The organism is Stenotrophomonas sp. 169, from assembly GCF_014621775.1.
Lineage (GTDB): Bacteria > Pseudomonadota > Gammaproteobacteria > Xanthomonadales > Xanthomonadaceae > Stenotrophomonas.
In genome coordinates, this window is record NZ_CP061204.1 from 592,853 (window position 1) to 604,853 (window position 12,001).

Sequence of the window (12,001 nt, forward strand, 5' to 3'; positions counted from 1 at the left end):
GAGTTGGTTGACGTCAAAGCGAGGGCGGAGTCGTCTGGCTGTCAGGGCGTCGAGGAAACACCCAGCGATTCATCAAGACGAAAACGACGACGGGGACGACCACGGCGGAGAACACGATTCCCCAGCGGTAGTCCTTGTGAAACACATCTGTGATGAGTTTCATGCCCAATGTTGAAAGCAGCAGGTTGAAGGCGTGTAGTGCGACAAAGCGACGACCTTCCCGGCTTATATGTCCTCGAGATACGAAGGTGAAATTCCGGTGAGCCAGGAAGTTCGGGGGCACGAGCACGAGGTAACAGAGCACCGTGGCCCACGTAGGCTCCATGTGCAGTTCGCTAACAGCCAACCATGTCAGGAGGCTGAAGGCCAGCGTGCTCAGGCCGCCTACAACGCAGAAGCGGAGAAATTTGAGTGTCAGACTCCGGTCAAGCACTTTGCGCTTCCGTGGTCGAGGATTCGCCATTCAGGACCGTGCCCCTTACGTATTGTGGTTTGTTGCTGACGTTCAACAGCACCCTGCCGATGTACTCGCCCACCACACCCAATGCGAGCAGTTGTATCCCGCCCATGATCAGCACTGCGACGATCAGTGACGTCCAGCCGACTGCGGTCTGCGGCCATACGATCTTCTGTACCACCAGAGCTGCTGCAGCAACGAAACCGAAGCCGGATGCTGCAATCCCCATCAGCGACGCCATGCGGAGTGGCTTTATGGAAAAGCTTGTCGCCATCTGCATCCACAGCGAGATCGACTTGGACAAGCTGTAGCCTGACTTCCCGTCGTCCCGATCATGATGCTCGCCCTGGAGGGTCTGGATGTTGGAAGTGCTCTGGACGATCAGGCCGTCCAGATAAACGAAAGGCCCTTCATAGCGGAGCATCTCGTCACGGATCTCACGAATAAACCCCCGAAATGGGGACAAGTAGAGACCCTTTGGCTTGCGCAACAGCCACGATGCCACTTGGTCGTTGAAACGACTTCCCAAGCGCTTCCACAGCACATGGCGGCGACGCTTGAACTGCACGTAGCAGACATCTGCGCCGTCATCGAGAATCTTGACGATGCGCGCGATGTCATCCGGCGAGTGCTGTAGGTCGTCATCCATCGTCACGATGTAGCGTCCAGTCGCGATTCCTAGACCCGCCATGATTGCATTGTGTTGGCCGGCATTCTTCCGTAAGCGAACGCCCTTCAACCATGGACGGGTTGAGCACAATGAAGCAATGACCTTCCAAGAGTCATCTGGGCTGCAATCGTAGACCAGCACCACTTCGTAGGGGCGACCCAGTGCCTCCAGCGCTTGCTCCAGGCGTTCGGCGAGGCGTGGAAGGATAGGGGCGCTTCCGTAAACCGGAATCACCACCGATAGGTCAATCATTTCCAGCTCCGTAGTACTTTTGCAGCAAGCGACGAGTGTAGCCGGGCGAGACGTCGATGCCCGATAAGCGCGCGTAGGCGCTGAAGGTCCCTGAATCCGGACTTGCGCCGCCGCCGCGGTCTACCAGCGAGTAAGCCGCGCGCTGCCCGAGCGTCTCTTCAATCAGTGGCAGAAGTTGCTGAAGCGTCAGACTCTCGGGTGGGGCAAGGTCCAGCGTACGGTCGTGCTCGAGTCCGTTTTCGAGCAAGTGCATGGTTATGGAGGCAATGTGGTCGACGTCTATAAGGCACCTGACAGCATGTGACCAGATCTGAAGTTGTTGCCCCGTACGGATATGGGTAACCATGTGGTTGATCAACGTATGCGGATTATCGGTGACCCCCACGACCTGGGGCAGGCGCAGGATCAAATGGTTCCCGCGCGCTTGAATAAGCGCCTCCATCTTCAGTTTGTGCACAGCGTAGGGTGTCGCGGTCCGATCATTATCGGAAACGCTGCAGGTACTGAAATACACGAAGCGCCCTGTACATGCTTGCAAGGCTTCGGTCAGCAGCGCGGCTTCGCGCTTGAACTGCTCTGGATCAGTCTCCTGCGAATTCGACACACCGGACGCAAACACCGTCGCGCCGAGCCGACGTATCTGCTCAGCGTCGAAGGAGCGCGCCAGCAGGCCACGACCGATGATCGACACACGACCGCACTGATCGTCAGGGGGCGTGCATGTTTGCACAGGCGCCGTCATTCAGCTGCGCCCGTATTTGTCTTCGAACCGCACGATATCGTCCTCGCCCAGGTAGCTTCCGGACTGCACTTCGATCAGCTCCAGCGGCAGCTTGCCCGGATTCTTCAAGCGATGGGTCACGCCCAGCGGAATGTAGGTGCTCTGATTTTCACTCAGCAGAATGACCTCGTCGCCGCGCGTGACTTCAGCCGTGCCGCTGACCACGATCCAGTGCTCGGCACGGTGGTGATGCATCTGCAGGCTCAGCGTGGCGCCCGGCTTGACCGTAATGCGCTTGACCTGGAAACGCGCGCCGTTATCGATCGAATCATAGGCCCCCCAAGGACGATAGACCTTACGATGGGCTGCTGCTTCACTGCGCCCATCGCGCTTGATCTGGCCGACGATCTCCTTGACGTCCTGTACGCGATCCTTGTGCCCGACGAAGACCGCATCGTCGGTTTCGACGACCACGACGTCCTGCAGGCCGACCATCGTGATCAGACGCGTGCCATAGGCGTAACTGTTCTTGCAGTCCAAGGCGATGACATCGCCATGATGTGCGTTGCCGTCGGCATCCTTGTCGGATACATCCCACAGAGCCGACCACGACCCCACGTCGTTCCAGCCGGCATCCAGCGGCACCACAGCGGCATCACCTGTCTTTTCCATCACGGCGTAGTCGATGGAGTCGTTCGGGCTTGCTGCGAAGGCATCTGCATCGAGCCGGATGAAGTCCGCGTCACGGCCGGCCTTGTCCAGGGCTGTGCGGCATGCTGAGAGGATGGTGGGCTGCAGCGCCTCGAGTTCCTGCAGATAACGCGACGCCTTGAACAGGAACATGCCGCTGTTCCAGTAATACTCGCCGGAAGCAACATAATGCTGCGCCGTCTGAAGATCAGGCTTTTCGACGAAACGCTCTACGCCGCGCACACCGTCGCCGGCCACGGCCTTGATGTAGCCATAGCCCGTCTCAGGGGCAGTCGGCACGATGCCGAAGGTGACCAGCTTCCCGGCATCCGCAGCAACGGCAGCCTGCTTCACAGCAGCGTGGAAGGCCGGCTCATTGCGCACGACGTGATCGGACGGAAGCACCAGCAGCAGCGCATCGTCGCCGCTGGCCAAGGCCTGCAGCGCAGCGATCGCGATGGCGGGTGCGGTGTTGCGTCCGATCGGCTCGAGGATCAGCGCCTGCGGCGTGACATTGCACTCACGGAGCTGCTCGGCGGCCATGAAGCGGTGTTCATGGTTGGCAACGACGATCGGCGCCTTGCCAGCGATGGAGGCCACGCGCTTCCATGTGGCCTGCAGCATCGTGTCGTCGCCCACCAGGGGAAGGAACTGCTTGGGGTAGGCTTCGCGCGAGAGGGGCCAGAGGCGCGTGCCGGAGCCACCGGAAAGGATGACGGGGACAATGGGCAACATAAGGCTTCTTCCTGAATCAGTGATTGGCTGGGCTGCCGCCGATAAGGGCGGTCAGTTCATCGGTTCGTTCCTGCAACAGCGCAGCGTCGCCGCGCGTTTCGACATTCAGCCGCAGCAGCGGTTCGGTATTGGAGCTGCGCAGATTGAAACGCCAGTTGCTGAATTCGGCACTGACGCCGTCGGTACGGTCCATAGCGGGTCTTTGGTCTTCATAGTGGGCCATGACGCGCGCCACAGTCGCCTTCGCATCGTCCACGCGGAAGTTGATCTCACCGCTGCATGGGAAGGCCTGCATGCGGTCTGCCACGAGTTCGCCAAGGCTTTTGCCGGTGCTTGAAACCAGGTTCGCAATGAGCAGCCAGGGGATCATCCCGGAATCGCAATAGGCGAACTCACGGAAATAATGATGGGCACTCATTTCGCCCCCGTACACCGCGTCCTCCGCTCGCATGCGCTCCTTGATGAAGGCGTGGCCGGTCTTGCTCATGATGGGAACGCCGCCTGCTTGCTCGGCCATTTCCACGGTGTTCCAGGTCAAGCGCGGATCGTGAATGATCCTGCCGCCTGCGTCTCGGGCGAGTGCGGACGACGCCAGGAGACCAACCAGATAGTAACCTTCGATGAATCTGCCCTTCTCGTCGAAGAAGAAGCAGCGATCGAAGTCGCCGTCCCATGCGATGCCGAAATCGGCCCCGTGCGCGATCACCGCCTCCTGCGTCGCAGTGCGATTGTCCGGCAGCAGCGGGTTCGGAATGCCATTCGGGAAGCGCCCGTCAGGCTCATGCTGGATGCTGACGAACTCAAACGGAAGATGAGGGGCCAGCGCATCGACGATGAGCCCGGCGCCGCCGTTTCCTGCGTTCGTGACGATCTTCAAGGGCTTCAACCCGGCACGGTCCACGTAGCCGAGGAGATGGCTGATATAGGTTGCCTTGTCGGTGTCGCGGGAAACCTTACCTGCACCGTTGCCCAGCGGCTCGTCGGAGCCGGCGAAGTCCCGGATGTCAAACAGTCCGGTGTCGCCACTGATCGGCTTTGAATCCTCGCGGACGAGCTTCATTCCGTTGTAATCCATCGGATTATGGCTGGCGGTCACCATGATGCCGCCTGCTGCCTTCCGGTGGAATGTCTGGAAATATACCTCTTCGGTACCGCACAGGCCGATATCGATGACGTCGCGGCCCGCCGCGAGGAGGCCTTCGATGGCGGCCTGCATCAGCTCGGGGCTGCTGAGGCGGATATCGTGCCCGACCACTACCGGACCGTCATCCAGCAACGCTGCAGTGCCTGCGCCGATCCGACGCGCGAGGTGCGCATCCAGTTCGTCCGGCACCCGCCCACGGATGTCGTAGGCCTTGAAGCACGGGAGGGTCATCGTTGCAATCCTTACGGGTATGACCGGCAATTATAGCGACAGGTTCCGCAAAGACGCGTAATCCTGCCCGCATCCCTGCAGGCGAATGTGAAAACAGGTCGTGCCGGCAAACTGGGTTGCCGGCACCGACCTTCCGGCGTCAACCCAGCGCTGCTTCCAGCTCCGGCAACAGGGTAAACAGATCCCCGACCAGCCCGATATCGGCAATCTCGAAGATCGGTGAATCCGGATCCTTGTTGATGGCCACGATCGTCCCAGCGTCCTTGATCCCGGTCAGATGCTGGATCGCACCACTGATGCCAATTGCCACGTACAGCTCCGGCGCAATGATCTTGCCCGTCTGGCCAACCTGGAGTTCATTGGGCACATAGCCCGCATCCACGGCGGCGCGCGAGGCACCCACTGCAGCACCCAGCTTGTCAGCCAGCTGGTAGATCACCTTGAAGTTCTCTTCCGAACCGACGCCGCGGCCACCAGACACCACACGCTTGGCGCTCTGCAGGTCAGGGCGGTCGCTGCTGGCGGCGGCCAGGCCCACGAAACGGGTATGGGTCGGCAGGGTCGCCTCGAGAGCCAGCGCTTCCACGCTGGCGCTGCCGCCCTGGGCAGCTTCCGGCCACGATGCACTGCGCACGGTGGCGACCACGATCTGGTCAGCCGGGGCTTCAACGGTGATGATCGCGTTGCCGGCGTAGATCGGGCGCTTGAAAGTATGGCTGCCTTCCACCGACATCAGATCGGAGACCTGGGCAACGCCCAGCAGGGCGGCCACGCAGGGCATGAGGTCCTTGCCGAAGGTGGTGGACGGGCCGAAGACATGGCTGTAACCGTCTGCCGCCTTGGCGATCTGCGGTGCCAGCACCTGCGCGACCGGGTTGGCATTGGCAGGGTTGGCCACGGTCAGGACCTTGGACACGCCGCTGATCCTGGCCGCGTCCGCGGCAACGGCCGCTGGATCGGCAGCCAGCACCAGCACGTGAACCTCGGCACCACTCACGGCCGATGCCGCGCTGACGGTCTTTGCGGTGGCGGCGTTGAGTCGGCCGTCGTGATGCTCGGCGATGACGAGAATCCTGCTCATTACAGCAACCCCTTCTGCTTGAGTGCAGCCACCAGTTCGGCGGCATCCTTGACCATCACGCCCTTGCTGCGCTTACCCGGCGCGGCGTACGTGGTCGTCTTCAGCGTATCGACGGCTTCTACACCAAGCTCGGAGAGCTGAAGTGTTTCCAGCGGCTTGGCCTTCGCCTTCATGATGTCAGGCAGCTTGATGAAGCGCGGTTCATTCAGGCGCAGATCGGTGGTGACCACGGCAGGCAGGTCCACCTCCAAGGTCTCAAGGCCAGCATCGACTTCGCGGGTCACCGTGGCCTTGCCATCGGCGATCTCGAGCTTGCTGGCGAAGGTCGCCTGCGGACGGCCCCAGATCGTGGCCAGCATCTGACCGGTCTGGTTGGCATCGTCATCGATGGCCTGCTTGCCGAGGATGACCAGCTCCGGCTGCTCCTTCTCGATCAGCTTGAGCAGGGCGCGTGCGGCCGTCAGTGGCTGGATCGCTTGGTCGGTGACGATGTGGATGGCGCGATTGGCACCCATGGCCAGTCCATTGCGCAGATGCGGCTGGGCATCGGCCGGGGCAATGGTGGCAACGATGACTTCGCTGGCGATGCCCTTGTCGCGCAGGCGCAGGGCTTCTTCCAATGCGATTTCATCGAAGGGATTCGGGGACAGCTTGACGCCGTCGGTCACCACGCCGGAACCATCCGGCTTGACCTGAATGCGGACGTTGTAGTCCACCACGCGCTTGTATGCGACGAGGATTTTCATCTGGTACGGGGTCCTTGTAGGGCCGGTCATGGGCCGGCTTACGGCTGAGGGGCGTCCGGTCCTCTGGCGGCACCGGCTTGGGGAAAGAGCCCTGATTCTAACTGGCGATGGGCGACCATGCGAATGCGTATGGTGAACCCTCTCGTTGCTGCGCTGCAGCAGTGGAGGCGTTTCCGCGGAGGGGAGCAGAAGCTTTCGATGCGTGAAGATTCCGGATGTGCACGTACATCCGTCGACGTTAGGTCGCAACTCACATTCATGAACCGGCGGCGCCCGGGGCACTCTGCCGGAGTCACGTTTTCGAACGGAGTGAGTGAACGCCACCATCCAAGCGTACGGATCACCGCGAAGGACCCATGTATCCTGTTCTCGGTTTGGCATCATGAACGAAGCCAGGAACGTGCTGGCATTCTTGAATTGGACAGGAGAACAGGTAGTGCCCACATGGCTTGTCACCGGCGGTGCCGGATTCATTGGCGGTAATTTCGTCCTCGAAGCCGCCGCACGCGGCGTCAAGGTGGTCAATCTCGATGCCCTTACCTACGCGGGCAACCTGAAGACTCTGTCCACCCTCGATGGCGATCCCAACCACGTTTTCGTGGAAGGCGATATCGGCGACGGCGCCCTGGTCACCCGCCTGCTTGCAGAACACAAGCCCGATGCCGTACTGAACTTCGCGGCGGAAAGCCACGTGGATCGCTCGATTGATGGCCCGGGTGCTTTCATTCAGACGAACGTGGTCGGCACGCTGGGTCTGTTGGAAGCGGTGCGCGATTACTGGAAGGCGCTGCCGGCCGACAAGGGCGAGGCGTTCCGTTTCCTGCACGTGTCTACCGATGAGGTATACGGCACCCTCGGCGAGACCGGCAAGTTCAGCGAAACGACCCCCTACGCTCCCAACTCGCCGTATTCGGCCTCCAAGGCCGCGTCGGACCACTTGGTACGGGCATTCCACCACACCTACGGGCTGCCGGTGCTGACCACCAATTGTTCGAACAATTACGGCCCGTACCACTTCCCGGAGAAGTTGATCCCGCTGGTGATCGCCAAGGCGCTGGCCGGTGAGCCGCTGCCGGTGTATGGCGATGGCAAGCAGGTGCGTGATTGGTTGTTCGTGTCCGACCATTGCGAGGCGATTCGCACCGTGCTGGCGAAGGGGCGCGTCGGTGAGACCTACAACGTAGGCGGCAACTCCGAGAAACAGAATATTGAAGTGGTGCAGGCCATCTGCGCGCTGCTGGATGAACGCCGTCCGCGCGATGACGGCCAGCCTCGCAGCAGCCAGATCACCTACGTCACCGACCGCCCGGGCCACGACCGTCGCTATGCGATCGATGCCTCCAAGCTGAAGAACGAGCTCGGTTGGGAGCCGGCGTACACATTCGAGCAGGGCATCGGCTTCACCGTCGACTGGTATCTGGATAACCAGGAATGGGTGAACGGTGTACTGGATGGCAGTTATCGGCTGCAGCGCATCGGCACCACCGCCTGACACCTCCAGGACTTCCATCATGACTCAGCGTAAAGGCATCATTCTCGCCGGTGGCTCCGGCACCCGGCTGTATCCGATCACCAAGGGCGTCAGCAAGCAGCTGCTGCCGGTGTACGACAAGCCGATGATCTATTACCCGCTCAGCGTGCTCATGCTGGCGGGCATCCGCGAAGTATTGATCATCAACACCCCGCACGAGCAGGCGCTGTTCCAGAACATGCTTGGCGATGGTTCGCAGTGGGGCATGGATATCCAGTACGCCGTGCAGCCCAGCCCGGATGGCCTGGCGCAGGCCTACTTGATCGGCCGGGAATTCCTGGCCGGCAAGCCGAGCTGCCTTGTATTGGGTGACAACGTATTCCATGGTCATGGATTGACCGACGTACTGAAGCGGGCCGATGCACGCGACACGGGTGCGACGGTGTTCGGTTACTGGGTCAACGATCCGGAGCGATACGGTGTTGCGGAGTTCGACAAGAGCGGCAAGGTGATCGGGCTGGTGGAAAAACCGGCCAAGCCGCGCTCGAATTACGCAGTGACCGGCTTGTATTTTTACGACGGCAAGGCAAGCGATTATGCTGCCGAATTGACGCCTTCGCCTCGTGGCGAGTTGGAAATCACGGATCTCAATCAGCGCTATCTGGATGAGGGAACGCTGCAGCTGGAGCCGCTGGGTCGTGGCTTCGCTTGGCTTGACACCGGAACGCACCAGTCGTTGCTTGAGGCTTCCAACTTCATCGAAACCATCCAGACCCGTCAGGGCCTGCAGGTGTGCTGTCCGGAAGAGATTGCGTTCGGCAATGGCTGGATCGATGCCGAGAAGCTCGAAGCGCTTGCCGCTCCGCTGATCAAGAATGGCTATGGCCAGTATCTGCACGCATTGGCGGTGCGGGGCAGCGTGCCGTGAAGGTGATCGAAACACGCCTGCCGGGATGCGTTGTGCTGGAGCCGCGCGTGTTCGGCGATACGCGTGGATTCTTCTTCGAAGGGTGGAACAAGCAACGTTTCGAGGCCGTAGGGCTGGAGATGAACTTCGTCCAGAGCAATGTCTCCTCGTCATCGCGCGGCGTCCTGCGTGGGTTGCATTACCAATGGCCTCGCCCGCAGGGGAAGCTGGTCAGTGTGCTGGAGGGTGAGGTGTACGATGTGGCCGTGGATATCCGGCGCGGGTCGCCTACCTTTGGCCAGTGGGAGGCGGTGGTCCTGAGCGCCGAGAACCGGCGCCAGTTCTGGATACCCGAGGGCTTTGCGCACGGCTTCGCCGTATTGTCCGAGAGCGCGTTGTTCCACTATCTCTGCACTGACGTGTACGTTGCTGAGCACGATGCCGCAATTCGTTGGAACGATGCAGACGTGGCGGTGGACTGGCCGATCTCCACCCCGACGCTGTCGGCCAAGGATGAAGCCGCGCCGTTCCTCGCGGACATCGCCGAAGAGCGCCTGCCGGTTTTCCAGGCATGACGATCCTGATGTTCGGAGGCAACGGCCAGGTAGGCCAGGAGTTGCTGCGTTCGCTGGCACCGTTGGGCAACGTGGTGGCCACGACGCGTAGTGGCGTGTTGCCGGATGGCAGTGCGTGCGAGGTCGCAGATTTCAACCAGCCTGCTTCGCTGGTCGCGTTGCTTGATCGCCTGCAGCCATCCACCGTGGTCAATGCCGCTGCCTACACGGCCGTGGACGACGCGGAGCAAGATGTCGAGGCAGCGTTACGCATCAACGCGGAAGCCCCAGGGGTCATCGCGCGCTGGTGCGCGATGGCGGGGATACCTTTCGTGCATTACTCCACGGATTACGTCTTCGATGGCGAAGGTTCCGTGCCTTATGCGGAAGAGCACCCAACGGCCCCACTGGGTGTCTACGGCACCAGCAAGCGCGATGGTGAAGAGGCCGTGCGTGCTGCCGGTGGCCGACACCTGATTTTCCGGACTGCGTGGGTGTACGCCTCGCACGGCGCGAATTTCCTGCGCACGATGCTGCGTGTGGGAGCGGAGCGCGATGCGCTGCGTGTCGTGGCAGACCAGGTGGGTACGCCAACATCTGCCGCGTTGATTGCTGATGTCACTGCGCATGCGCTGCAGCATCCCGGCGCGCTGTCGGGGACATGGCACCTCACTGCATCCGGGCAGACCAGTTGGCACGGTTTTGCTGAAGCGATCTTCGCCGAAGCGCTCGCTGTTGGTCTATTGGCCAAAGCCCCTGCGGTCGAAGCGATTCCGAGCGCTGACTATCCGACACCGGCAAAGCGACCTGCCTGGTCCGTTCTGGATACCCGCAAGCTGCAGCATGATTTTGGCGTCGTCCTGCCGCCTTGGCAGGACGATCTCAGGCGCGTCATCACCGCGATGGCACACTGATGGCGGAGCGGGTCATGTGCCCGCCCCGTCTTCGTTCCCGGCTGCTTACTGCTGCAGCAGCGTAGCGATCTCATCGGTGCGGGCCTTGAGCAGCGCCGCATCGCCACGCGTCTCCACGTTCAGACGCAGCAGCGGCTCGGTATTGGAGCTGCGCAGGTTGAAGCGCCATTCGCCGAAATCGGCGCTGATGCCGTCGGTGTGGTCCAGCGCGGGCGCGTGCGAAGCGAAGTGCTCCATCACGCGGCCCACCGCCACCTTGGCGTCAGCGACCTTGAAGTTGATCTCGCCGCTGCAGGGGTAGGCGGCCATGCGGTCCTCGACCCACTCGGCCAGCGACTTGCCGCTTTCCGACACGAGTGCGGCAATCAGCAGCCACGGGATCATGCCGGAATCGGCATAGGCGAACTCGCGGAAATAATGGTGCGCACTCATTTCGCCGCCGTACACCGCATCTTCAGCGCGCATCTTTTCTTTGATGAAGGCATGGCCGCTTTTGCACAAAACCGGAATGCCGCCGGCCTGTTCGACCATCTCTACGGTATTCCAGGTCAGGCGCGGATCGTGCACGACCTTGCCGCCCGGATGGCGCTTCAATGCCGCCTGGGCCAGCAGGCCGACCAGGTAATAGCCTTCGATGAAACGGCCGGTATGGTCGAAGAAGAAGCAGCGGTCGAAATCGCCATCCCACGCGATGCCGAAGTCCGCGCCATGTTCACGCACCGCTTCTGCGGTGGCGGCGCGGTTCTCCGTCAGCAGTGGATTGGGAATGCCGTTGGGGAAGTTGCCATCCGGCTCATGGTTGATGCGGATGAACTCCAGCGGCAGGTGCGGGGCCAGCAGGTCGACGATGGCGCCTGCGCCGCCGTTGCCGGCGTTGACCACCAGCTTCAGTGGTTTCATCGCGGCGACATCCACATACGACAGCAGATGCTGGATGTAAGCGCTCTTGTCGTGCTGCTCGCTCTGCCCGCCGACCGGCGGCTGTGCGCCTGCGGTGTCGGCCGCCACGGCGTCGGAGATGGCAAACAGGCCGGTATCCGAGCTGATCGGACGGGCGTGTTCGCGCACCAGCTTCATGCCGTTGTAGTCCATCGGATTATGGCTGGCGGTGACCATGACGCCACCGGCGGCCTGCAGGTGATCGGTCTGGAAGTACACCTCTTCGGTGCCGCACAGCCCGATATCGATGACCTCGCGACCGGCACCGCGCAGGCCCACCACCAGCGCATCCTGCAGGGCCCCACTGGTCAGGCGCACGTCGTGGCCGACAACCACGGCGCCTGCTTCCAGCTGGTCCGCAAGCGCCACGCCTATGCGGCGGGCGAGGTCTTCGTTGAGTTCGTCCGGCACGCGGCCGCGGATGTCATAGGCTTTGAAAGCGGGAAGGGGCATGGAGTCAGTTCCTTTGGGGGCCAGCTCTGTAGTCTA

The 12,001-nt window shown here is 61.7% G+C and carries 12 protein-coding genes; 4 read left to right on the forward strand and 8 right to left on the reverse strand.

What is annotated here, in order from left to right:
- Positions 1-13: 13 nt before the first annotated feature.
- The 7 genes from ICJ04_RS02510 to ICJ04_RS02540 form a co-directional block, all read right to left on the reverse strand.
- The gene (locus ICJ04_RS02510; RefSeq protein ID WP_188325994.1) at positions 14-433 is read right to left on the reverse strand and encodes a GtrA family protein; all 420 of its coding nucleotides are present in this window, start codon (positions 431-433) and stop codon (positions 14-16) included.
- Complete coding sequence (locus ICJ04_RS02515; RefSeq protein WP_188325995.1) at positions 426-1,379, reverse strand: glycosyltransferase family 2 protein; 954 nt, start codon at positions 1,377-1,379, stop codon at positions 426-428. Before ICJ04_RS02515 ends, ICJ04_RS02510 begins: the two co-directional genes overlap by 8 nt.
- The gene (locus tag ICJ04_RS02520) at positions 1,372-2,070 is read right to left on the reverse strand and encodes an NAD-dependent epimerase/dehydratase family protein (RefSeq protein ID WP_223202968.1); all 699 of its coding nucleotides are present in this window, start codon (positions 2,068-2,070) and stop codon (positions 1,372-1,374) included. The genes ICJ04_RS02515 and ICJ04_RS02520 overlap by 8 nt, the downstream gene beginning before the upstream one ends.
- Before the next feature lie 51 nt (positions 2,071-2,121).
- A complete protein-coding gene (locus tag ICJ04_RS02525; protein WP_188325997.1) occupies positions 2,122-3,525 on the reverse strand; it encodes a mannose-1-phosphate guanylyltransferase/mannose-6-phosphate isomerase in 1,404 nt (467 codons plus the stop codon).
- Between the two features lie 16 nt (positions 3,526-3,541).
- Complete coding sequence (locus ICJ04_RS02530) at positions 3,542-4,900, reverse strand: phosphomannomutase (RefSeq protein WP_188325998.1); 1,359 nt, start codon at positions 4,898-4,900, stop codon at positions 3,542-3,544.
- A 139-nt stretch (positions 4,901-5,039) separates the two neighbouring features.
- A complete protein-coding gene (locus ICJ04_RS02535) occupies positions 5,040-5,981 on the reverse strand; it encodes an electron transfer flavoprotein subunit alpha/FixB family protein (protein ID WP_188325999.1) in 942 nt (313 codons plus the stop codon).
- Positions 5,981-6,727, reverse strand: a complete 747-nt coding sequence (locus ICJ04_RS02540) for an electron transfer flavoprotein subunit beta/FixA family protein (RefSeq protein WP_188326000.1) — start codon at positions 6,725-6,727, stop codon at positions 5,981-5,983. The genes ICJ04_RS02535 and ICJ04_RS02540 overlap by 1 nt, the downstream gene beginning before the upstream one ends.
- A 436-nt stretch (positions 6,728-7,163) precedes the next feature.
- Between ICJ04_RS02540 and rfbB the strand changes: the two genes are divergently transcribed.
- Genes rfbB through rfbD form a run of 4 tightly spaced genes read left to right on the forward strand, consistent with a single transcriptional unit; the run spans position 7,164 to position 10,573 of the window.
- Positions 7,164-8,219 (forward strand): dTDP-glucose 4,6-dehydratase, encoded by a 1,056-nt coding sequence (gene rfbB, locus ICJ04_RS02545; protein ID WP_188326001.1) that lies wholly within the window; start codon positions 7,164-7,166, stop codon positions 8,217-8,219.
- 19 nt (positions 8,220-8,238) lie between these two features.
- The gene (gene rfbA / locus ICJ04_RS02550; protein ID WP_188326002.1) at positions 8,239-9,126 is read left to right on the forward strand and encodes a glucose-1-phosphate thymidylyltransferase RfbA; all 888 of its coding nucleotides are present in this window, start codon (positions 8,239-8,241) and stop codon (positions 9,124-9,126) included.
- Complete coding sequence (gene rfbC, locus ICJ04_RS02555) at positions 9,123-9,680, forward strand: dTDP-4-dehydrorhamnose 3,5-epimerase (RefSeq protein WP_188326003.1); 558 nt, start codon at positions 9,123-9,125, stop codon at positions 9,678-9,680. Before rfbA ends, rfbC begins: the two co-directional genes overlap by 4 nt.
- Positions 9,677-10,573: a dTDP-4-dehydrorhamnose reductase gene (rfbD, locus tag ICJ04_RS02560; RefSeq protein WP_188326004.1), complete on the forward strand. Its 897-nt coding sequence runs from the start codon at positions 9,677-9,679 to the stop codon at positions 10,571-10,573. Before rfbC ends, rfbD begins: the two co-directional genes overlap by 4 nt.
- Positions 10,574-10,618: 45 nt before the next feature.
- Here the strand turns inward: rfbD and ICJ04_RS02565 are convergent, their stop codons facing one another.
- Complete coding sequence (locus ICJ04_RS02565; RefSeq protein WP_188326005.1) at positions 10,619-11,965, reverse strand: phosphomannomutase; 1,347 nt, start codon at positions 11,963-11,965, stop codon at positions 10,619-10,621.
- Positions 11,966-12,001 lie beyond the last annotated feature (36 nt).